General features: G+C 42.2%; 27 protein-coding genes and 2 pseudogenes. 22 read left to right on the forward strand and 7 right to left on the reverse strand.

Translation table 11 applies throughout. The features are described from left to right. Window positions 1-399: 399 nt before the first annotated feature. Window positions 400-1,152: a hypothetical protein gene (locus MKP07_RS24710; RefSeq protein WP_240849717.1), complete on the reverse strand. Its 753-nt coding sequence runs from the start codon at window positions 1,150-1,152 to the stop codon at window positions 400-402. A gap of 317 nt (window positions 1,153-1,469) precedes the next feature. Between MKP07_RS24710 and MKP07_RS42915 the strand changes: the two genes are divergently transcribed. The 4 genes from MKP07_RS42915 (at window position 1,470) to MKP07_RS24725 (ending at window position 4,473) form a co-directional block, all read left to right on the forward strand. After that, window positions 1,470-1,637 (forward strand): hypothetical protein, encoded by a 168-nt coding sequence (locus MKP07_RS42915; protein WP_394803599.1) that lies wholly within the window; start codon window positions 1,470-1,472, stop codon window positions 1,635-1,637. Further along, window positions 1,637-1,822 (forward strand): alcohol dehydrogenase catalytic domain-containing protein, encoded by a 186-nt coding sequence (locus MKP07_RS42920; protein WP_394803600.1) that lies wholly within the window; start codon window positions 1,637-1,639, stop codon window positions 1,820-1,822. The genes MKP07_RS42915 and MKP07_RS42920 overlap by 1 nt, the downstream gene beginning before the upstream one ends. Beyond that, window positions 1,816-2,622, forward strand: coding sequence for a zinc-binding dehydrogenase (locus tag MKP07_RS24720; RefSeq protein ID WP_240849718.1), 807 nt, complete (start codon window positions 1,816-1,818; stop codon window positions 2,620-2,622). Before MKP07_RS42920 ends, MKP07_RS24720 begins: the two co-directional genes overlap by 7 nt. 861 nt (window positions 2,623-3,483) lie before the next feature. Beyond that, entirely contained in the window at window positions 3,484-4,473 is a 990-nt protein-coding gene (locus MKP07_RS24725) for an SDR family oxidoreductase (RefSeq protein WP_240849720.1), read from the forward strand. Between the two features lie 787 nt (window positions 4,474-5,260). Here the strand turns inward: MKP07_RS24725 and MKP07_RS24730 are convergent. Together MKP07_RS24730 and MKP07_RS24735 are read right to left on the reverse strand one after the other, a co-directional pair. Then, a pseudogene (locus MKP07_RS24730) lies at window positions 5,261-6,021 on the reverse strand (sensor histidine kinase). Between the two features lie 20 nt (window positions 6,022-6,041). After that, window positions 6,042-6,476 carry a GAF domain-containing protein gene (locus MKP07_RS24735; RefSeq protein WP_240849723.1) on the reverse strand — a complete coding sequence of 145 codons (435 nt, stop codon included), beginning with the start codon at window positions 6,474-6,476 and terminating at the stop codon, window positions 6,042-6,044. 443 nt (window positions 6,477-6,919) lie between these two features. On the opposite strand from MKP07_RS24735, the gene MKP07_RS24740 reads away from it, so the two are divergent. From MKP07_RS24740 to msrA, 13 genes are all read left to right on the forward strand, one after another. Next, window positions 6,920-7,153, forward strand: a complete 234-nt coding sequence (locus tag MKP07_RS24740; protein ID WP_240849724.1) for a hypothetical protein — start codon at window positions 6,920-6,922, stop codon at window positions 7,151-7,153. 39 nt (window positions 7,154-7,192) lie between these two features. Further along, window positions 7,193-7,447 carry a hypothetical protein gene (locus tag MKP07_RS24745; RefSeq protein WP_240849725.1) on the forward strand — a complete coding sequence of 85 codons (255 nt, stop codon included), beginning with the start codon at window positions 7,193-7,195 and terminating at the stop codon, window positions 7,445-7,447. A 23-nt stretch (window positions 7,448-7,470) separates the two neighbouring features. Continuing rightward, window positions 7,471-7,683 (forward strand): hypothetical protein, encoded by a 213-nt coding sequence (locus tag MKP07_RS24750; RefSeq protein WP_240849726.1) that lies wholly within the window; start codon window positions 7,471-7,473, stop codon window positions 7,681-7,683. A 524-nt stretch (window positions 7,684-8,207) separates the two neighbouring features. Continuing rightward, the gene (locus tag MKP07_RS24755; protein WP_240849727.1) at window positions 8,208-9,197 is read left to right on the forward strand and encodes an SDR family NAD(P)-dependent oxidoreductase; all 990 of its coding nucleotides are present in this window, start codon (window positions 8,208-8,210) and stop codon (window positions 9,195-9,197) included. A 32-nt stretch (window positions 9,198-9,229) separates the two neighbouring features. Beyond that, window positions 9,230-9,877 (forward strand): AraC family transcriptional regulator, encoded by a 648-nt coding sequence (locus MKP07_RS24760; RefSeq protein WP_240849728.1) that lies wholly within the window; start codon window positions 9,230-9,232, stop codon window positions 9,875-9,877. Window positions 9,878-9,894: 17 nt separating this feature from the next. After that, window positions 9,895-10,041 (forward strand): helix-turn-helix domain-containing protein, encoded by a 147-nt coding sequence (locus MKP07_RS24765; RefSeq protein ID WP_240851050.1) that lies wholly within the window; start codon window positions 9,895-9,897, stop codon window positions 10,039-10,041. Window positions 10,042-10,500: 459 nt separating this feature from the next. Further along, the gene (locus MKP07_RS24770) at window positions 10,501-11,103 is read left to right on the forward strand and encodes a hypothetical protein (protein ID WP_240849729.1); all 603 of its coding nucleotides are present in this window, start codon (window positions 10,501-10,503) and stop codon (window positions 11,101-11,103) included. 86 nt (window positions 11,104-11,189) lie between these two features. Further along, window positions 11,190-11,498 carry a hypothetical protein gene (locus MKP07_RS24775; RefSeq protein ID WP_240849730.1) on the forward strand — a complete coding sequence of 103 codons (309 nt, stop codon included), beginning with the start codon at window positions 11,190-11,192 and terminating at the stop codon, window positions 11,496-11,498. Between the two features lie 73 nt (window positions 11,499-11,571). Continuing rightward, complete coding sequence (locus MKP07_RS24780) at window positions 11,572-11,862, forward strand: hypothetical protein (protein ID WP_240849731.1); 291 nt, start codon at window positions 11,572-11,574, stop codon at window positions 11,860-11,862. 209 nt (window positions 11,863-12,071) lie between these two features. Further along, complete coding sequence (locus MKP07_RS24785; protein WP_317236094.1) at window positions 12,072-12,353, forward strand: carboxypeptidase-like regulatory domain-containing protein; 282 nt, start codon at window positions 12,072-12,074, stop codon at window positions 12,351-12,353. A 47-nt stretch (window positions 12,354-12,400) separates the two neighbouring features. Further along, window positions 12,401-13,810, forward strand: a complete 1,410-nt coding sequence (locus MKP07_RS24790) for a hypothetical protein (protein WP_240849733.1) — start codon at window positions 12,401-12,403, stop codon at window positions 13,808-13,810. A 593-nt stretch (window positions 13,811-14,403) separates the two neighbouring features. Further along, window positions 14,404-15,006, forward strand: coding sequence for a hypothetical protein (locus MKP07_RS24795; RefSeq protein ID WP_240849735.1), 603 nt, complete (start codon window positions 14,404-14,406; stop codon window positions 15,004-15,006). A 221-nt stretch (window positions 15,007-15,227) separates the two neighbouring features. Continuing rightward, window positions 15,228-15,719: a peptide-methionine (S)-S-oxide reductase MsrA gene (gene msrA / locus MKP07_RS24800; RefSeq protein WP_240849736.1), complete on the forward strand. Its 492-nt coding sequence runs from the start codon at window positions 15,228-15,230 to the stop codon at window positions 15,717-15,719. A gap of 1,516 nt (window positions 15,720-17,235) precedes the next feature. On the opposite strand, the gene MKP07_RS24805 is transcribed toward msrA, so the two are convergent. The 4 genes and pseudogenes from MKP07_RS24805 to MKP07_RS24825 all read right to left on the reverse strand — a co-directional run bounded on the left by MKP07_RS24805 (window position 17,236) and on the right by MKP07_RS24825 (window position 19,233). Then, window positions 17,236-17,580 carry a hypothetical protein gene (locus MKP07_RS24805; protein ID WP_240849737.1) on the reverse strand — a complete coding sequence of 115 codons (345 nt, stop codon included), beginning with the start codon at window positions 17,578-17,580 and terminating at the stop codon, window positions 17,236-17,238. Window positions 17,581-17,668: 88 nt separating this feature from the next. Beyond that, a pseudogene (locus MKP07_RS42925) lies at window positions 17,669-18,624 on the reverse strand (HipA domain-containing protein). Then, the gene (locus tag MKP07_RS24820; RefSeq protein WP_240849753.1) at window positions 18,605-18,940 is read right to left on the reverse strand and encodes a HipA N-terminal domain-containing protein; all 336 of its coding nucleotides are present in this window, start codon (window positions 18,938-18,940) and stop codon (window positions 18,605-18,607) included. The pseudogene MKP07_RS42925 and the gene MKP07_RS24820 overlap by 20 nt, the downstream one beginning before the upstream one ends. After that, the gene (locus MKP07_RS24825; RefSeq protein WP_240849755.1) at window positions 18,937-19,233 is read right to left on the reverse strand and encodes a helix-turn-helix domain-containing protein; all 297 of its coding nucleotides are present in this window, start codon (window positions 19,231-19,233) and stop codon (window positions 18,937-18,939) included. Before MKP07_RS24825 ends, MKP07_RS24820 begins: the two co-directional genes overlap by 4 nt. Before the next feature lie 1,010 nt (window positions 19,234-20,243). Here MKP07_RS24825 and MKP07_RS24830 point away from each other — a divergent pair. The 5 genes from MKP07_RS24830 (at window position 20,244) to MKP07_RS24845 (ending at window position 22,151) form a co-directional block, all read left to right on the forward strand. Next, a complete protein-coding gene (locus MKP07_RS24830; RefSeq protein WP_262919913.1) occupies window positions 20,244-20,516 on the forward strand; it encodes an arginase family protein in 273 nt (90 codons plus the stop codon). A 148-nt stretch (window positions 20,517-20,664) separates the two neighbouring features. Continuing rightward, window positions 20,665-20,799 (forward strand): hypothetical protein, encoded by a 135-nt coding sequence (locus MKP07_RS39445; protein WP_262919458.1) that lies wholly within the window; start codon window positions 20,665-20,667, stop codon window positions 20,797-20,799. Window positions 20,800-20,965: 166 nt separating this feature from the next. Then, window positions 20,966-21,304, forward strand: coding sequence for a hypothetical protein (locus tag MKP07_RS24835; RefSeq protein ID WP_240849760.1), 339 nt, complete (start codon window positions 20,966-20,968; stop codon window positions 21,302-21,304). Beyond that, window positions 21,301-21,450 (forward strand): hypothetical protein, encoded by a 150-nt coding sequence (locus MKP07_RS24840; RefSeq protein ID WP_240849762.1) that lies wholly within the window; start codon window positions 21,301-21,303, stop codon window positions 21,448-21,450. The genes MKP07_RS24835 and MKP07_RS24840 overlap by 4 nt, the downstream gene beginning before the upstream one ends. A gap of 2 nt (window positions 21,451-21,452) precedes the next feature. After that, the gene (locus tag MKP07_RS24845) at window positions 21,453-22,151 is read left to right on the forward strand and encodes a nucleotidyl transferase AbiEii/AbiGii toxin family protein (RefSeq protein WP_240851052.1); all 699 of its coding nucleotides are present in this window, start codon (window positions 21,453-21,455) and stop codon (window positions 22,149-22,151) included. Window positions 22,152-22,172: the final 21 nt, after the last annotated feature.

Raw genomic sequence — 22,172 nt, forward strand, 5'->3', positions numbered from 1 at the left:
CCAGGATTGTACCTGATCTTTTTATTCTGGATGTCCGTTTGCCTGATGGTAACGGTCTTGTTTATTGTAGTGAGCTAAAATCCCGGCAGCATCTTAAAGATACACTAGTTTTGATTATATCCGCAAACGCTAAAAGCGCTGATGCATTGGTTGCGGGGCCGACAGGTTCATCTCTAAGCCCTTTGATTTGGAGCATTTGCTTGCCAGTACGTTTCGGCTACTCAAAGTTGGATAGTATATTCAGAGTTGCAGTATTCCGTCTCTCTAGTTTCATGTCTGAGCATGATTGTAATTTAGAGCGATGTGCCGATAGCCGGGTTGGCGCTAAAGCAGGGCTGGCGCTTCACCCGCGTAAGTGGAATGCTACAGGAGAAGTTCGCTATGGACTGCTAATTTGTTTTAAGGATAAAGTAATTCCGCATGTTGAATCAGCGCCTTGCGCTCTTTCAGGGAACGATTCGAAGGCGTTACTATCTGCCATTGATCCTTATTCTTTTTCAAAATTAATATCAGACTATCTTCACTAAATACTATACAAAGTTTAGATCCTTTATCTGAATGGTATATTTCAAAATGATAATTTCGTTGGCCTATAACCTTGTCAGTTGTGATCTCTTCAGGTATTTCCTCTACAAGAGTGGGAGGTTCTGCCTTCTTCACTTTCTTTCGATCTTTTCGGGCTATCTTTATCTTTACCTTCTTCGGATCGTAATCCGGAACCATTAAGCTGATGGTCCGGCTCAGGTCTCCGCTAAATATATCTTCTTCCCTGGCAAACTTGTCTTTGAATTTTTGCAATACTGTTCCCGCAGCGGTCTGACGGATAACGAATCTACCTTCAAGAATTTGTCCATTTAAAATGAAAGAGAATGATTTATTATTGATTGTCTTTTTCACCTTCGTAGCTATCGCAGATACATCATCGCCTTTATTGATGGTGTAAGTTCCCTGATCATAAATTTGAGACTCAGTAATTTTAGCAGGTATGATGGCCTTGATCCGCTTAATCCTGCGTGCATACCGGTTATCCTGTGTGGGAGGATATTCACTGGCCCAGGAATAGTATCCTTTGCCAGCTTCCAGGCATATATGAAATAGCCGGGGATTAGGCTGGTAGATAATAAATCCGGGCATCTTGGTATATTCTTTCATATGCTGTAAGGAGATTATAACTAAGGGTTACAATAACTATTCCATGATAGGTGGTACAGCTTCAATGATTAATCCAACAGAAACTTTCAATGTCCTGACTTTTCAACCGAGAACTTTACTACCTGATCCACGGAAGGACATTCGTTAATGACTTTTGCTAACCGCAAATGCTAACCCACCAATGAATAACCAGCTATTTATACCATTTAATAGACTTAAGTCTCATTAAACTGCTTACAGGGTGGTCGGTTCAGGTATCGGCCTAAGATGGCAAAGAATTTGGATGGAAGCTTTTTTAACCTTCTAAACATAATTATATGAAAGCAGCAGTTATTAAAGGTCCCGGGAATATTTCTTATGACACCGTTGAAGACCCAAAAATTAAGGAAGATAGAGATATTATTTTGAAAGTAACAGCTACCGCAATTTGTGGATCTGATCTGCATATTTACAGTGGAGGCATTCTCAGGTACGCCCCATGGTGATGGGACATGAGTTTATGGGTATAGTGGAAGAAGTGGGAAAAGGCGTTAATAATTTAAAATATGGAGACCGGGTTGTTGTACCCTTTCCTGTTGCCTGTGGTCATTGCTTTTTTGTAAACATGATGTACCGGGAAATTGTGAAAATAGTAATCCGGAGCATTACGGACCGGAAGGTGGTTTGTTAACTGAAAAAGGTGGTGCTTTATTCGGCTACACTGATTTGTATGGTGGTTATGACGGAGGCCAGGCTCAGTATGTCAGAGTCCCTTATGCTGATTATGGACCTCGGGTTGTCCCTGAAAATCTTTCGGACGAACAGGTGTTGTTTCTAACAGACATATTCCCAACCGGATATACAGGGATAGATTGGGGCGAGTTGCAGCCTGGGCAATCAGTAGCAGTGTTTGGTGCAGGCCCTGTAGGTATTATGGCGGTTAAGAGTGCGATGTTGCGGGATGCTGGCAAAGTGATCCTGGTCGATACACTACAATACCGACTGGATAAGGTAGCACAGCTGACCGGCTGCCATACTATTTTATGGAAAGACGGGGCTAAAGATGTAATCACCGAAATCAGAGACTTAACGGAGGGACGGGGAGCAGATCTGTGCATTGATGCGGTAGGTTTTGAACCTTCACGAAATGTGTTTGAGAAAGCAAAGGCAGTGATCAATTTTGAAGCAGGGTCAGTAAAAGTGCTGGAAGCTTGCATGAGCGCGGTCAGAAGGAGCGGCCACGTGTCGGTGCTGGGTGTATATCCCACTACCTATGACAATTTCCCGATTGGTCAGTTCTTCGACAAAGGCATTATACTGAGGGCCGGGCAGGCACCTGCTCATAAATACATAGATATGTTGATGAATTATGTGGCCGACGGAAAAGTGAAATTGGATGATATCATCACCCACAGACTATCGCTGTCGGAGATTGCACACGGCTATGACATCTTTAATAAAAAGAGGATGACTGTGTCAAGGTGGTATTAGATCCATGGAAGTAAATGACCATATAGCGGGGAATTATTTTCCCGTAAAAGAAACGGGTTGTAGAAAACAGGGGCGGAGGTGATCATAAATGTAAAATGGAACCTGTTAAATTTTTCCGGGATCAATGATTACAGTAATCCCTTGAGCGTACTTTATAAAATCTAATCAAAAATCATATGGCTAAATCATCAGCAAATACTCGAAAGAAGAGAACCTGTGTAGTGAAGGTACTTTAGACATTTGACAAATCCGGGAAGGCTATCACTTCCAAGATTTCTTTTATTGAGTCAGGTATACATCCAGGGAAATTGAGCTGGTTCGATTAGAAAGATCATGCAAAGATCAATAAACGCTCCCATGCTAAAAGCAAAGATAAGATGTCCTAAAAAGATACAGGTTAGAAAGAGTTTAATAGATAAAGAATTCTTCAGCGGGTGTGACTGAAAGGTTATTAACCAGGCCATAACTGCGAGCGAGCCGGCGAATATTCCAAAAATGAAGATGTTGATGTAGCTATGGTTGAGCCAACCTTGATGCCATAAGAGGAGATATAAAAAGACAAAACCAATACCAATTGCATAATGTACGATATTCCCCAGGAAATTAGTGTCGACTGGTTTGCGGATCGCGCAGGCTTTAGCCGAAGGAAAATAAACGTACCCAGGAGCCAGGGTATTGATTTGTCTTTTCGGTAACCAGCAAGCTGCATAAAATAAGTCATCACGAATGTGCTGAATATACCGGCAATAAGGGCAATAGAGATTAACATATTAGTCTCAGGTCAAAATAAATGCCAATAAGCTTGTAAAATAGCCCCTTTAACTGAAAAGTTTGTGGTGCGAATTTTGGAATAACTTAACTATGAAAAATAAAATGCCGGACAATATACTCCTCAATAAGACCGTCGTGATCACAGGTGCTTCAAGTGGCATTGGAAAGGCTGCAGCCCTTGCTTTTGCCCGGGAGGGAGCCCGGCTTATTTTAGCAGCAAGGGGGCAGCAGGGGTTAGAGGATACCGCTGCTAAAAGTTATAGTGCTGGCGCAGCTGCTGTTCATATAGTCCTAACCGACATGTCAGATGTAGCGCAGGTGCGGCGTTTGGCAGATGCAGCATTATCCTATACCGGTCATATTGATTATTGGATCAACAATGCAGGTGTATTGTCTTTTGGTAAATTTGAAGAGACACCTGTCGAGGTAATAGACCAGGTGATTAAAACGAATTTACTCGGATATATGTACAGTGCGCACGCTATACTACCTATCTTCAAAAAGCAGCGACGGGGCGTACTCATCAACAATATTTCTATCGGTGGATGGATGCCTGCACCTTTCGGTACAACCTATACCGCCTCCAAGTATGGTATAAGGGGATTGGTGGAAGGTTTACAGGCTGAAGTATCTAATTACCCGGATATCCATGTTTGTGCGTTGTATCCCGGCTTCCAGCGTTCTGCGGGAATTGGCCACGCAGCTAACTATTCTGGTATACCTTTAAGTACGCCACCACCTGCCTTTGATCCAGCCGGATTAGCAGATGCTATGGTGAAGTTGGCAAAGCATCCGGTAGCTGCATCCTATCCGGACTGGTTTGGATCTTTATTCAAGAGATTGTATCAGTTATGTCCTGCTTTAATAAGGACAGTATCGGCAGTGGCTATGCGAGGCGTTTTCAGATGGGCCGGCAAGGCTGCTGACAGCAGTGGTAATGTTCTGCAGGCTTCCAGGGGATACGGAGGTATTTATGGAAAGACCTTGCTACCGGGTATAAGGATGAAAAAGAAAATGACCTTAACAACTTTAAGTATCGCTGCTCTTTGCTTTTTGCTGGTGTCACGTAATCGCAAATAGTATTTTTACGACTAAAGTTTCTGCACATAGTGTGGTTAAATGCATCTGCATACTATCCAACAGGGCTGTAACTAATTTTCTATTAGCCACCCCTGGCTTCATTTATGTCATCAATCATGCATCAACTATGAACCATACTCAATAAAAGATAAAACTTCCAATTTGGCGCTCCCATAACTCATTTCAACACTCCCTAAGTCTACACTTACATAAACAGTCAATTTAGGGATCAATGAAAAGGTAAGAGACCTGACTTTCCGGCGATTTTTTCGAAAGATGTAAAAGTCCTTAAATTGGGATACTAATCAAGGTGCCTGGGTCTGTATCACAGCTACAATGTGAATTGTTGGGGTAGAAACCCTGCTGATTTTCGTAAGATGTAGACATAGCCTTTTACAGAGCTGCGCTAAAACAGAGCTGGTGCTACCTTTCTGAGGTGAGGGCTTCGGGACGAGTGGCTGGAAAACCATCCTCACCGTATCCACTGCGGCACAGCCTTCATAGGTTAGCTACCAGAACCGGGGCAGATGATCGGCGCGCCGCCTTCATACCGGTTACTGGCCGATGCTCCGTGCCACACCTGTTGAGGCGGGTGATGGATAGCGAAGCTTCCAGGGGAGTTAACACCTGGTGACCAGAGCCATATATATCTAATCATCCTGATCGTCCATCACCCATCCTCCATCAGACATCGTACATCATAAATCTCACATATCCATCCTCCTGTCATCCGTCAACTTCCCTCCACCCACTAGCTACTCGCCAATCTCCACTCACTCAAAACCTCTTATGATAATGGTATAGATAATTTGAAACAGGTTTGCCGGTCATCTGAATCCACTATGAGCGTTCCGCCATGTGCCTTTGCTATTTCCGAGCAGATAAACAAACCCAGCCCAAGGCCTTTCTGCTTTCCGGTTTGATAATCTCCGCGGAAAAAGGTTGAAAAAGTCGCTTCTGTGCGGCTTCAGAAATAGGTTGTCCGGAGTTAATAATCGAAAGTTCAAAAAAGTTATCCAGCAATTGTCCTTTAATCAGGATCGGTTCTCCAGCAGCTCCATGAGTAATGGCGTTACTGATGAGATTAGAACTTAACTGGGCAAGTCGTAAACCATCTAAATGCACCCTGATGGTATTGTTCATTTCTACCTGGAAAATCTGGTCGGGGTAAATCAACTTCAATTCTGATACCACCTGTTGAATAAGTTCCTCAATGAGAGCATCCCCTGTATTTAATAGGATGCCCCCGCCAAGCCTGGCCTGCGAAAAATCCATAATATTGTCAATAAGGCCTTTCATTCTAAAGCTGGTATTTTGTAAAATGCCCGCGAGCCGCATAACTTTTTCGTCACTTTGCATTCTCATCAATAATGCAGCTACGTTAGATATAGCTCCCAAAGGATTACGCATATCATGACCTAAAACTGCAATAAATTGCTCCCTGAATTCTGCATTTTGTTTTTCTTCCAATAGTAAATTGGACGATGCTGTATTCTCATCCAGCAACTGCATATGGAAAGATATGAGATCCGCATATAATTCAAACATCTTGAGCGTGGCTTCATTCTCTACAACCGCAGGGTTGGGATCAATCGCACATAAGGTTCCGAAAAAGCGCCGGCCCGGGTGATGATTGGCACCGATACATAGCTTTCTATTCCGTAATGTTTGGGGGTATGATGATGTTGGTATATACTATGTTTGGACGCCTGGTTAAAAACAACCGGTTGTCTGGAGTCTCTGATTTCATTACAGATGGTGGTGGCAATGACCAGTTCACCGCCTGCCTCCAACCCAAAATTAATTCGGTCTTCTACAGCACAGGCGATCCATTTGTCCTCCGTAACCCTTGAAACTGCAGAGAATCCCATGCCGGTACTGTGGCATAATACTTTTAGAATAGATGGGATGACATCAATTTTGCTGATAGTATCAATGTCATGAAGTAAGTCTGATGAAAGATTGGACATAATGATAATAATGAGCGAATGTAAGAAATTCACAGAGACGAATATTGACACTTCTGAAGAATATCCTCCTGGTTATTATGACCTTCCGATTTCAAACACAAACGCCTGGTATAAATTGGTCTCATTGATCGAAGATGTTGTGTAAACAGCGTAACTTCTAACTTTATTCTTGATGTCTTACCATCGTCGCAAAAAACATTATTTAACTTCCCGCAAGTATCAGATTCATAATTCAGGCCTTCAGCAAATGATGCAAAGTCAGGTAGCGGTCGTTGGCCGTATTTTGAGGGTAATTAGTTCTCAACTGATAACAGAGCGGAGGCTAAAGCAGAGCTGGCGCTACACTCGTGAGGTGGGCTGGTATAGAGTGGCGAGCTTTACTTGATAGTACTGTATAATTTTAATCAAAAAATTAATAACTATGTCCGCAGCTGCTCAAACCCTGACACGCGAAGCCCTCTATCTATTGGACGCGGTTGAAGTTCGGCAAGAAAGTAAAACAGGTAGCCTTACCTAAAGATGACCAGGTGAAAAAGGAAATAACAGTATCTCCTTCCGGTGAAAACGATATATACGATCAGCTTTCAGCGAAGGAGCAGCTTCGGCTAGAGATAGAAGCTGAAATGCCGGAGCTACTGGTAGTTCCTGAAAAGTTAAATATGCCTGATCAACTGATACGGCAGACTAGGGAATGGCTTACCAGGCCCTAGCATCATTACAATGGCAGGGTAGAGCCCGATGTTTTGAATATGAAAGTGTCAAAAGAGATACAACCCCGCGCACTCAGGATTATGGATACACTCGTTAAAGCCCTGCGACACCGCGGACATACCTTCGCCTTTCGAAATCGTGATTCTTATGAAAAGATTGGAGAGGAGAATATTCGTATCTATCTGCGCGAAAAGGAAAAACGTGTGCTGGATGAAAATAGTCGCAGTATTTATGATCGGTACACTATACAGCAAACGGGTATACTCTGCTTTCAAATGGGCGAGAGCTATTAGAAGTTACTGAAGACAAAATTCCTATGGAAAAGCTTATTTCGAAGATGGTGCCCACCTTAGAAATTCAGGTTGAAAAAGCGAGACTTGCTACCATCGAACGTGACGAATGGCATGCGATGCTTGAACGGGAGATAGAAGCCGAACGCTTACTAAAAGCAGAAAGAGCTGGAAGAAAAGCGATCAGCATTATTGTTGGACCAGGCAGACCGGTTTCAGAAAGTCCATCTCATCCGTGAATTGGTGAGAAAAGTTGAAGTTAAAGACTTGGAAAGGTGTTCAGTTAATCATGCAGCGAAGGACTGGATAATCTGGGCGCTTCAAAAAGCAGATCAACTCGATCCACTGGTTAACGGGGAACTATCGCATTTATCTAAATAGTAAACCGCCCTCACCGGATCCATCGCAACACTGCTTCATAGGTTAGCCCAGAACCGGGGCAAATAGTTGGCTGGCCTCCCTCATACCGGTTACTGGCCCTGGCTTCGTGCCGCACCTGGTGAGGCCGGTTCACATAAAACACGGACCAAACTATCAACTAAGACCTATGAACCACTTACTAACTGCTGTCAACTGAAAACTGTAATCTGTCAACTTCCCTCTACAACTCGCCACTCGCCAAGCCCCACTAGCTTTCCCCTGTCATCCGTTATCTGTCGATTTCCTACTCCCCACTCTGAACTTTTAAACAAAGCATATTTGAACCTTTAAACAAAGTCAGCCGCGAAGCGGTATGATACCTTTGACTTATAAATTATAAACAATGAAACAAAATAATTATCAGGGAGCATTACAACAGTCTATAGGTTCAGGATTTAACGCGAGATCAACAGCATCTGAAGTAATCAGGGGCATTGATCTTACAGGTAAGATAGCTATTGTTACCGGAGGTAATACGGGCATTGGTTTGGAAACGGTAACAATACTGGCGTCCGCCGGCGCTAAGGTCATTGTGCCTTCAAGGGACATAGAAAAGGCCAGGCGGAACCTGGGTAGTATAGATGGCATAGAACTGGAAACCTTGAATTTAATGGAACCTGCGTCAATTGATGCATTTGCACAAAAGTTTATCGAATCCGGAAGGCCTCTTCATTTACTGATTAATAATGCCGGCATCATGTGGGTACCGCTGCGTTATAGCAGGGAGAGATTTGAATCCCAGCTGGCGACCAACTATCTGGCTCCCTATCGGCTCACGGCAAGGTTGTGGCCGGCTTTAAAGTTAGCGAACGGAGCCAGGGTGGTGAATGTATCTTCAGGTGGGCACCAGTTTTCCGACTTCGATTTCGATGATCCTAATTTCGTGAATCGGAATTACGAAACCTTATTGGGTTATGGGCAGTCGAAAACGGCACTTAATTTATTTACAGTGGAGCTGGATGAGCGGGCTAAAGCCTTTGGCGTTAGAGCTTACGCGCTGTGTCCAGGAGCCGTTGGTGAAACAGAATTGTCAAGGGAAGCACCTGTAGACTTATTTCAGAAATTAGGATATAGTGATGCGGAGGGAAATATTTTGCCGGAAGTAGCCGCCTCACTTAAAACAATACCACAGGGTGCTGCGACAAGTGTATGGTGCGCTACCAGTCCTTTATTAAACAGTATTGGAGGCGTATATTGCGAGAATGCAGACATCGCAGAACTAAATAGAGATAAGTCGGTGATTGGCGGAATTAAACCCTATTCACTGGACAGGGCAAATGCCAAACATTTATGGGAGCTGACGGGGAGTGGACAGGAGTGCCATTTCAAATGAGTTAACTTTGACTATCAAGATAGGGAGATGTTATGGACTACGAAGTAAATTATATAAACCCCGAGATCAAAATTTCCTGTTACCAGGGAAAACTCTTCAAAACAGAGGCAGCTTTCGATGATCATTTATTGGTATGGTTGATTTCAGGAGAGACCAGGATCATCCAGGCGGAACATACCTTTACCTTTGGGGCGGGCAGCACCTTTATGATTCCACGCAATCAGCTGGCGACTATTATCAATACACCAAAAGATGGATTACCGCATAAAGCAGTAGCCATGCATCTTTCCATAGAGACACTACGAGGATTCTATGTTGATAAAGAAGTTCAATCAAAGACGGGCACTGATAAAGTAATCAGCTTCTCCCCGCATCCTTTATTGCAAAGTTGTCTTACATCATTGATTCCATATTTTGAGTTGCAGGACCCATTCCCGGAGGAAGTTGCTACCCTCAAAATTACAGAAGCAATCAGCATCCTCAGGGCGATCAACAAAGAAATTGATTCTGTATTGGCCAATTTTGATGACCCGCATAAGATTGATCTAACTTCATTTATGGAAAAGAATTTCATGTTCAATATGCCACTTACGAAATTTGGCTATTTGACCGGGAGAAGCCTGGCCACTTTTAAGAGAGATTTTTTAAAGCTTTTCATACGACGCCTCAGCGGTGGTTGACCCAAAAGCGCCTGGAGTTGGCTCACTACCAGTTGGCTGAAAAACAAAAGCGGCCGGTTGACGTCTGCTATGAAACCGGGTTTGAAAATTTGTCGCACTTTTCTTATGTATTCAAAAAGAAATATGGTTATGCCCCGACAACGTTGCTGAGCGGGGTTACTTGATTCAATCACCAGTCAATAGTATGAATTTATTGACCTTAGGGGATAGACAGATGGTGCAGTAACGACTGTTAACTCAGATGTGAATGGGTGTTATTCCGGCGTACGTTCTAAAGCAGAGCCCGGGATTAAACCCGGAGGTGGACGCTCTCTGAAGAGGGAGGGTGATTACACCAACCTTATTGGATTCACTGGCCATCTCTCTTAGTTACCTGTAATCTCTAATCCAGCCATTCCCCATTCACTTTGCCACTTAAAGCTATATATTTGCCACTCTTTAAACCAGGGACGCTGCTTATTGCGTCCTGATTCAAAATGTATTGTTATTCAAACCCTCTAAAATGATCCGTCCATTTTTAAAAATGCTTGCAGGTACTGCATGCAAAGCGCTGTTAGCTGCCTTATTGTTGATACCATATCTTGGTTTCGGCCAGTGTACCACTCCGCCCGACCAGACATTTGGTGCCTACGAAGACTTATCCTATGGCCTTCTCTCTTACTTACCAGTGTATTACTTATACTGGTTTAAGTAGCACCGGTGTATATGTGGGTATTGGCAATGCAGTAACCCGTAGCTTAACATGGAGTCCTATATTTTCCGGTAGTGCGGTAGCTATAGGAAATAATGGGCCTGGGGGCGGCGGTTATGCTGAACTGGGATCTGCAAATGGAAATAATTTTGCAATGAACTCGATGGTAGCTGACTTTTACGGTCACACTAATGGGAATTGCAGCCAGCTTTACAATGTTGTCGGTTATCGGGATGGTAATGAAGTGCTTAGGATAAATAATTTGGACATCACTGTATCCACGGTAGCCGGTTCGGGAACTAACACCATAGCGTGGGCCCGGAATAACTACAATAATGAAGGAAATAATAGTGGTACATTGAGCTTCGGACAAGGTTGGGGTAATGTGGACATGATCCGCTTTTATGCGGTGGAAGCAGCACCCAATAATAATTTCTTAATTGTTATGGATAACCTTGATTTTTCCCCGGCTTCAGCATTACCCGTGATCTTCGGGACTGTAGGAGCGTCGCTGTCGGAAGATCAGTTAAGGTAAGCTGGAGTACCATTAGCGAAACAAACAATGATAAGTTTGACGTACAGCTGTCGACAGATGGCGAAAAATTTATTACAGTTGCCACGGTGAAATCGAATGCAGTTAATGGTAATGCCGATACCGTTTTATCCTATGATCTGGATATAGATATAAAGGGCTCACGGTGGCTGATCAGTGCTGCTGGCCTGTTATTATTGCTACTATCTTTTAGTAAATACAAAAAGGTATTGTCTGTCTTCACGCTGTTAACTTTGTCATGCTTGCTCTATGGATGTTCAAAAAGTAGTCTGCCGGCAGAAGATTTGAATACTACTATCTATGTTCGTATAGCCCAGATAGATAAGGATGGGGCGATGTCGTTCAGCAAGGCAGTAAAAGTGGTTACCGCCGAATAATATGCGGTGGTAAATGTTGAAAGAGGATGATGGAATAGTGTAGCCTGCCTTATTGCGTGACTGATATTACCAGGTGGGTGCTGAAAGAGGAGCAGCGCTGCATCCCGGAGGAGCGTTCTGTATGGAAAGTGATGCTATCATACCAAGCGGGTATCAACAAAAAATAATAGCAACTGCTGCCTGTATCAGCGCTTCGATACAGCATGTTCGTACGATCACGCGTATTATAATAGAACGTTGCGGTGGAATAGAGATAGCTGGGGGAAAGCCCGGCTGGTTGTCAGAAGATCGGTCGATAGATTTTTGCAGAGTTTATGCTCAATCAAAGCCTGTGCTGACCTCCTTTGCCTTGTTACAATTGTAAAGCGCAATTGATAGATTTATCGGGAGAACGGCGCTTCCTGCTTTTAATTATCTTTGCCCATAGACTGCTGCAACAAAGAAACTGCTGGCTTGTGATATCATGAAAACTACAAACTTTTTATTATTGTTGATAATATGGATGGCCTACCTTTCCTGTGAGAAAAAGATCAGGATCTGGCGAGCCAGGCCAAAGGAAACATTCGTGGCCGTATTTTCTCCGAAGCGCAACAGCCAGTTGTGAATAGCAGAATAATTTTAGGGTCATTAGAGCTATCTTCCGATTATGATGGACGTTTCAGTGTAGAGGGGCTGAAGGTTGGAATGCATACGATTGAGGTTATCAAAGAAGGATATTTGACCAGGTTAGACCGGTTTATGGTAAGGTCGCAAGAGACTACCGAAGTTGAGATAATATTGGAAAAAGGGGCAGACTTTTTAAGCTGGCTGATTCTACTTTCAACATTAGTCACGAGGGCAGTGTTATACAATTAAGTATTCAATCCAATGCGTCGTGGCACCTTACCAGGGTACCAGCTCATGTGCAGGTTTCATCGTTTTCAGGTAGCGAAAACGGAACGCTTACATTGACGTATGGGAAAAGTAATTCCTATAATGATCGAATAGATACTTTAACCTTCGTATGTGGAAATCTGTTAAGAAATGTTTATATAAAGCAGTCTGGAGTGACGGATATCCTGTCGATAAAAGGTCGAATAGGCAATCGAATGACTGAAAAAGCTGATTCAGTAATACTTCAATTTAGTGGACCAATCAGATCCGTACAGGTAGCCAGCAGCTGGATTTACTGTATAAACCAGATAGCACCGGGGCCGCAAAAGGCAGATAATACGGTTTCCTTCGCATATAACTGCGCTGACCTTGGTGGCGATTATCCTTTTACGGTTAGATTTCAGGATATATCCGGCACATGGCATACGAAGGATATTGTCGTACCGTTTTATAAATTTAAATTAGAAGTCGCAGGTGCTATAACGGACTTTGTATTGATCAATAATGAAAGAGAGGCGATGATTGCGTCTATTGATCCTGCAAGGTTAACTCATTACGCTATAAGAGAGGATTCTGTCATTAAAGTTTATGACCTGTCTGGTCGAATTGGCCCTAAGCGATTAGCTTATGATCGCTACAGGTCTAAGATCTATATCATGGGAAACAGACCGGACAATGTTCAGGTTGACGCAGATTTTACGGAGCCATTGCAGATTTTGGATCTCAGCACGCAGACCATTACCAAAGGATTTGACATACCTTTTGATTCTACAGATCATCCTCAGCACCGGATCAATGTTCCATATGATTTAGCGATTACTCAATCGGGTAAGGCGGTGGTATTTTTAAAATCACCCGTAATCAGTACGCTGAAATGGAAGATTGTTGATATCAATGATAATCACAGGGTATATCTTTACCCCCTTCCAATGACCAGTCCTGAGTTGCATATTTATAATAGTTACATTTTTACTTCCAATCCGTATAAGATAACCTTTGTACCGGCTTATGGCGGAGGATATTACACAACTTTAAATCTTCAAACTTATAAGTTAGACCTTCAGCTGTCACGTGTAAAGGATAGGAGTCGGACCTTGGTTTTTAATCCGGTTACGGGTGCAACCTATTATGATCAGTTATACACCCAGTTTATTGTCAGCGCGGATGGTAAGCAGTCTGTTACATCCGGTTTGGGGATTCTTAGTAGCCGTTTTGCTGATTTTAGCTATGTACCTGGGGATAGCAACCGCATTTATTATAATTATGAAAAATGGCTGGAGTTAATGGATTATAACACAGCAAGCTCTCCTTTTGCAGGAAGTATTCTTTATGATATGCGACAGTTGACTTCGACTAAAGATGGAAAATATATCCTCAGTTATCAAAGAAGTTTAAGACCCAGCCGCTTTTATGTTTTCGACCCAATGGAATTACGATAATTTTTTTGAATTCTTTTGAGTCCTTACCGGATCTGGCAGATGGTCGGCGCGCCTCCCTCATACCGCTTACTGGCCCGCTCTCCGTGCCGCACCTGGTGAGGTTGGGTGGGGGATTACGAAGCTTCCAGGGTAGCTAATTTATCTGCGATCCCAGATCTTTCAATTGTCATCTGTTACCCCCATTTCTTCTTACTAGCTACTTGCCAATCCCTACTTACTTCCCACTGTCATCTGTCAACTTTCCTTTCTACTAGCTACTCGACACTCCCACTTGCTTTCCCCTGTCAACCTCCCTCCACCCATTCCCCGAACCCTTCTCGCTTACCCTTGTTATCCGTCCTCTGCCTATAGTCATCTACTAACTTCCCGTTTCATCTGATCATTTGCCGGAAGTAATCTTTATTTACCGAGCTGGCGCTAGGTGGAGGTGGCGCCTCTTCCTGAGACGGCCTGCCTTAGAGGTGGCGCAATGTTGTGAAAAATATCCCTCAAAGTAAAATAACAATTCTTTTCATTTTCATTAGTGATGTGATAACATGGCTGCGAGTACTTTTGAGGCCACTGACTCTAATTTATTAAAACAATTAAAACTTATGAGAAAGATCAAACTCGCTGACTATCTATCGTTAAAAGCTATTAACGCTTTAACCATCTTGACATTTAGCCTGTTAAGCATTACTACGAGTGCACAAATAGCACCACCCTCCCAAAAGAATCTCTTTGGAGTGGGTACGGGTGTTCAGTTAACGAGCAAATTCGGCATATCCCCGGTATTTAACTTTAGCTACGAAAGGATATTAACCAAACACAGTAGCATTGAATCAGGCCTGCGGTATTCAAATTATAAATATGGATATGGCTACTTTACCGAGAATAAGTATAGCAACATTGACTTGCGGTATCATACCTTTACGCTGCCGCTGCTTTATAAGTACAATTCAAAGATACTTTACTTCGCTGCAGGTCCTGTATTAAGCGTGATGAATAGGAAACGACAATTCGACCCAATGAGTATGGAGATGCAAACGATCGAGTTACCATTTGGCAAACTTAGACCTGGCGCTCAATTTAAGATAGGTAAGACGATCAATCTTAGTGAGAAACTGGTACTCGAGCCCGAAGCATCAGTGATAGAGACGCGTTATTTCAAAAAGCCTCAGGCTGAATTGAACCTAAACTTTAAATATCGATTCTAATGGCGGTTACCTTCAGGTATACGGGCGATATAAATGGAACCGTATTTACCCCCGACCAGGTCGCCTTGGATTTGAAGATAGCTGAGTTTGCTGCTTGGATTGCTTATGAGTTGTCATAATGTCGCATATACCCTGAGTCAAGATGATCAATCTAGCATGTCTGCGATGCTTAAGTCAGTGGCAGGAAATTTGACCAGGTAAATGGAAATAAACAAGATACAATGACTAGTTATAAGAAAGCATACTTTGCAGGCGGCTGCTTTTGGGGTATGGAAGAGCTTTTCAGGGTAAGGCCGGGTGTAAAAGATACCGAAGTAGGATATCTGGGCGGACAGACTGATCATCCGACTTACCAGAATCATCCGGGACATGCTGAAGGATTAGAGATTACTTACGATCCACAGGAGACTTCCTACAAAGATTTGCTGGATTACCTTTTCAGGGTGCATGATCCAACCACTGTTGACCGCCAGGGCAATGACAGGGGATCCAGCTATCGATCTGCTATATTTGTCCAGGATGAACAGGAAAAGGCAGACGCGTTGGAAGTAATCGGGATCGTGAATGAATCGGGTCGCTGGCCCGATAAAGTTGTTACGACTCTGGAGCCTTTTACAAAGTTTTGGCCGGCCGAAGCGTATCACCAGGATTACCTGGTTAAAAATCCGAATGGTTATACCTGCCATTTTGAAAGATTTGGATCATTCTTGTAAGTCGGTTGGTTGGAATTTTATCAACAATGAATATGTAAAGAAAAACACAAAGCATCGATAATGATCAATATCTAGTATAACTTCCTAACGTACTTGATTAGCCTGGTCCCGTATGCCGAGCTGGAGCCATAAAAGGTATACTTTGGATTATCACAGGTGATGGAGTCTGCGACTGACATGGAGACGGATGATAAGCTTCTGTTAGTAATGACCGTTTCAGGTATCGGCGTTGTAACGATTATGTGATATACCGCATTTTTGTCAACGGCTCTGTTAAACTGATTCTTCAGTGTGTCCTTTGTAAACCGTACGGTATAAATTAAGGTGTCATTGGTAGGGACGCCGATTCCTAAGTATACTACTTTAAAGGTTAGATCTATATTGGCATCTATAACCGATCCGTTAAAACTTTTGAGTAATGCTCCATGCCAGGGGGCTGAATAATACTTTCCATCATGATAAGTATTGTTGATAAATGCCGCATTCGCGAATAAGTCAATCCGTTTGTCCGGGATAACGATGGTTGTATCCTCTATTGTTTATCTTTCTTACAACTGATAATTGCCACTGCGGCTGCTAATACACATATAAAAATGCTTCCCTTCATCATTTGGCAAATATACCTCGGATGTCCTTTCAACAAACGTTCACAAAGTAAATATTATACTTTGAGACCCTGACAAGTATACTCGTAGAAGAAGAAGGGTTTAAGGGAAATGAAAGTAAATGGGCGCAGGCCAAATTGATTTGTAAACGCCTACCATAACCAAAAACAATAAGCATCGGAAGAAGCATCCGTGATTTTGAACTCCTTACCATTTATCCGATACCGGACATAACGGTTATTGTTAGCGTAATCAGTTCCTGTTATGTAAAGATTCTTTCCAGTATGAAAGATATGACTTCCACTACTTTTATGATGATGTCCTTTTATCTGTTTTGTTGCTGTGTACTGCTTCAGGTAATTCTTTTTCCATATCTACCCTGTAAAACATACAGCAGCCAGTAGTAACTTTTACTGGAAAAATTTGCGGGAGCCCCTGAAAAGTAAAGGATGGCCGGGCCTGGGTAATTATAAATTGCTGTCCTTCGCACTGGTTGATACTACCGTGTTACTATATTGCGTATTCCGATAAGTACCAATTGGAACCTGTCTAATGATAGGGATTAAGTCTGTTGATGTTGATAGCGGGTAGCGGTTTTTATTATAGAGAATAGGCTAACTAAAGTAGCGTTCTATCCCAGAGGTGATTTTTCAAACCTTTATCAGATGGTAGCTAAAGTAGGCTGGCGCTGATTCCTTCAAGCGTGGGCTTCATAAAAGTTCGTGCCCGTTTAGGATAGGTTTAAATGCCTAAATAAGGCTGGCTGAGCCCCTTAAAATCATCAATCACCACTACCGATACTAACATGATCACCCAACTCAAAACCATCGTCCATTAACTATACTCACGGTCAACCGTCCTCAGTCATCTTCCGAAACCCCCACTAGTCACTTGCTATTCCCCATTCACCCTTACTGTTTCCAATAAAGAAATCCCGTACGATCGTCAGTCTGTTGAATTACCTTCGGTCCTATAATATATCTCCTGGTTTCGCTAGGTAGAATGAAGTATACACGGCTCACATTTTCGAAATAATAAGTACCTGCAGTAGTCACCTTCCGTCGATCATTATAAATGGACTCAATTTCCACCTTGGAACTGGTGATGAAGCGAATGGTTTCGGAAATCATGCCTACCTTCTCATTGGTAACCCATACCGTTCCTGTAGGATCGCTTCCATCCTCATATTTTGAAACTTCCTTTTTGCAGGAATAACAAAGTGTAACAAGTAGTAGGTATAATAGCAGTTGTTTCATAAGCGCTGTTGATAATTTTCTTCATGAAAGATCCGCAAAGGTAAATTCCCAAAGTAGTTTTTTCCGAAAATTGGTAATCAATTCACCATTAGCTTTTAAATAATTGAGTTCTTTCACTGATCAACTGTATATATTTAGACTGCTTGTCCTTTTCCAGGAATGACTGTTTAATAATACGAGTAGCTGTAGGGAGCCAGTGCTGTAAACGCTTATAAACACTTCGTACCTGTTTGTTATTAAGGTCAAGCCCTAATCCAAAACGGTCAAAATACGCTTTATTAAAGTTTGATTTTTTGCCACCAAGATTGAGTCCTAAATCGTCCGGATCTTTAGGTGTGATCAACTTTACATTTAGCAGATCATAGGCAGGTGATAATTCCCAGTTCTCAAAAGGCATCCACATAGAAAAGTTTTTTAGGTGCATATCATTGTTGCCAATCACATAGTTAAATACTGCAAGCTCAAAGAAACGAAATTTATCCATCAATATATTGTCCGATATCTCCCTAATCTTCTTCCCAACTGCTCCATAGTTCCGGTATACTTATCATCAAGTTCCAGGATTTGCATAAAATCGATCATGTGAATCTTTTGTTCATCACCTTTACGGTCAATTCGTCGGGTAATATAACAAAGCTCTCCTGATTGGAGGCGGATCATACTGAAAGGGACAATACTCATACTGAAAGCTGAAGCAAGCATCATCGATAGATGCTCATTTTCGGGCATCTGGGGATACTTGGAATTTGGAGGCTTTAAAATATAAAATCCATCTAACGCATTGTAGATAGTTAGCCGGTTTTTTTCTGCGTCCTCTAGTACTTCTTTTAAAAACCCTAGTGATATCTTGGGTTGTACACCTGGTACTGATACAGACTTTTTAATAGCCTCTTTCGCAAGCCGGTCCATTTCACTCAAATCATAGGGGAGTTGAGGAGCTTCAGTTGCACCGAAGAACTCTTGAATGCACCATGGATGATAGTCTGTGCTTTCGCCATCGAGTGGCTGATAACAATGAATGCATTTATTCATTGGGGTCGACATTTAAATCATGAACACTCACTGCGCCTATACAGTTTTTCCCGACGGCCAGCAGTAGGCCCATCCGATCATTGGTTTTGATCCGCCAGGTTTCAGACGTGATATTTAGAAGCCAGCCTTCTGGTATCAGACCGTCAAAAAATGCGAACAATTTTTTACTTTGATAAGTAAACTTGTTTACGGGCATCTGGAAAGTAATAAACTGCTTCGGATACTTTCTGACGTAATCTTCATTATAGGTGAACATATAAATACCCTCGTCTGTTTCTTCAAGTATGCCTGCATCGATATCTCCATATTTTACGATCGCTCTTCTCATTTTTGAATCTTTAAAGGCCCAAGTGTATGGCCGAACATCAATAAAACACGATTTACCTTTGATAAACTAAGGTTATCTTTACCTTGCTCAATCTTCCTTATTACTGTAAGGGCAACACCAGATCTATCCGCAAACTCCTCCTGGGTAAGTGATAATTGCTTTCGGCGATTTTTTACAAATGTTGCGAGCTCATCCATTTTATATGCTTTTAAATACAAAATTAAGTAAAGTACCCATTTTATATGCTTTTGCATATCATTTTTTGATTTTTTTATAATTATATCTATTTGCATATAAATTTAAGCCAACCTTAGTATTATCAATGGTCTACCGAATCCCTTCAATTACGTGTTTCCCAGGATAGCTGCAGAACCATCATAATAGTAAGCATTTCCTGGAACATTCTCGTCCCGTATAATACTTATTACCGTCTCTCATGCAATTTTACCTCTCAATGGAAGACGGGATGTTGCGAACCTTTGTTAATAGAGATAATGAATTGGGAAGTCATTCTTTAGACGCAATTGAAAGATTTGATATGGCAACTGAGGAATGTGGAATTTATGTTCAATGGCTAAACCCTCTAAGGTATGAGCTTAAGTGGTCGGATTCAACATTCAAAGATGAGAGCGATTTTTAAACATCAGTTATATCTCTAGCCGCTACATTGCACCATTAATGCAGTTCGGCATAGATCCTACAAAGAAAAGATCGTTTCTTCTTTTGGGGCGGAATCGCCGTACCTGTTTCAGATTTGCGCTGACTTCAAGAGGTGTTTGGACGTGGGAACCATCGCTTAAAGAATTGAAGGTCGGACAAGTTGTGGAATCTACGACCGTATTAGAAAAGGATATTTCCTATAAATTTTCAATGAAACCAAGAGGATGGTACATTGGGATTCAATATGATTTCTAAGGATCGACTTTTTAAATATGATGCTTTTAATAAAGGTTAAACCTACGTAACCACTCTCAAGAGCTAAATTTTGTGAGACTAAAAGAGTGAGTGATAGCCAGCGGAAATAATTGAGCATTTACAAGATTGCATATTTGAGTTAAGTCATTCCTTTGCTCTGCTTACATGTGAAGTTTCAACACATTCGCTACATTTTTTCTTTGCTTAATTTACGTAGATTTGGTTAAGGCTTGTTTTAAATAGTTGCCTGTCTTCATTCGCATAATTGTGCACTTCCTTAGAGCCTATAGATTTAAACTCCCTGTACTGATGTGTGTTTTTGCAGAATATTGGAATGCTGACTGGGCAACCTAAGTGAAGTGCGTGAGCTAGGCGCGCGCAAGAGGCACTGGAGCGTTTACAAGACTGCTATCTGTTGTATATATCTTTCTATGTGGACAGTATGGATAGTCGCCTGATCGCGGAAGGGACAGGTACACCCATTCGGGAAGGCTTTACACCTGCAGAGGTCCTTAAGCTATTACAGGAGTTTGCTAAAGCAGAACAACTTATTTGCCTGGAGCTGGTAGAAGTAAATCCATTGCTTAATAAACAAGGCAATCAAACCGCCGAGATAGCCTTTTCCATATTGGAAGAAATTACGCCACTCCTTTGTGAGTAGAATAGGTGTAATAATAATGCAGCACAATCTTAGCAATGATGTGTAGGTGTGTAAAATATAAGACCAATAATCGGATTTTTTCCGATTATTGTATTCAAAAATTACATAAATTTGTAGTAAAGGTGCTTGAAGGTGCCCTTATGCAAAGATGAAGGACTTTTATGATCATATTGAAAAATACGCACAGGAACCGCTGACACGTCAACTGGTATTAGACTTGTTAAAGGACTATAAGCGGCCTAATGATAAAGTGAATGAGCTGGTGAAAAAGGTTTGCTACTAAACGTGATCAGGGGGTATACGTACCGGGTCCTGGTCTGAAGGTACAAGGCCCGGAAAAATTTTTAATCGCTAATCATCTTCGGGGGCCGAGCTATATATCTTTGGAGGCCGCGCTTTCTTACTGGAAGCTTGTGCCTGAAAGAGTGTATACGGTCACTTCTATGACGATGAAGAAGTCAAAAGAGTATGTCACACCGATTGGGAAATTTACCTTTGTCAACGCCCCTTTGCCTTATTATTCATTTGGTATCCAAAGGGTACAACTGACCTCCCGCCAGTTTGTATTAATGGCATCGCCGGAGAAAGCCTTATGTGATAAGATTATAGCCACCTCTGGCATCGTTTTTCGAAGCAAACAGCAAGTCATGGATTTCCTGACGGAAGACATGAGAATAGATATACAGCTACTCACGAATTTCAACAAAAATGCCATCGCCGGCTGGTTGGGGGATGCTCCGAAGAGGTCAAGCCTGGAGATGTTATTAAAGATACTTATTGGTTTATGATAAAAGAATGGTTAGATGAATATAAGCCCGGTAATAGGGAAGAGGCAGAAGCAGCATTGAGAGAGATAATGCAGGAAGTGGCCCTGGCTGGATTACAGAGAGCGGTTTCTTTGAAAAAGCTGCGTTCTATGGAGGTACTGCTCTAAGGATCTTTTACGGTTTGAACAGGTTTTCAGAAGACCTGGATTTTTCATTACTGGAAGTGGAACCGGACTTCTCTTTGGAGCCCTACTTTCAGGCGATCATTAACGAATTTAGTGGTGTCGGTATGCAGGTGGTGATCCGGGAGAAAGCTAAAGCGATAAAATCTAATATCGAATCTGCATTTTTGAAAACAGAGACAGTATGGAAGGAGTTAATTTTAGAAAGTGTTTTGCCTCAGGAAGGTATCAATATTGCTCCGGGCATTAAGGTCAAATTGGAGGTGGATCGTAGACCACCGCTGGGTTTTGAGACCGAAGAAAAGCTACTTTTAAAACCCTATTCATTTTATGTAAAGTGTTTGACGCTGCCGAGTTTATTTGCGGGTAAAATGCATGCGTTACTTTTTAGAAAATGGCAAAAGCGGGTGAAGGGCCGTGATTGGTACGACCTGGAGTGGTACATTAAAAAAGGGATACCACTGGATCTTCATCATTTTCTTCTCCGGGCAAAAGATACCGGGGATTGGCCAGGTGAGACCATCAATGCGGAGGAGGTTATTGACCTTTTGGATGCAAAGATCAATGCAGTTTCCTTTGATTCGATAAAAGAGGACATAGCCCGCTTCACCCCCGACGAGGCTGTACTTGATATTTGGAGTCCTGCTTATTTTAAGGATCTTCTGGCTCATCTGAAATTTAGCTAAAAACTTTAAGGATATCACCAA

Origin of the sequence: Paraniabella hibiscisoli, assembly GCF_022512515.1 — a bacterium.
GTDB classification, from domain to species: domain Bacteria; phylum Bacteroidota; class Bacteroidia; order Chitinophagales; family Chitinophagaceae; genus Niabella; species Niabella hibiscisoli.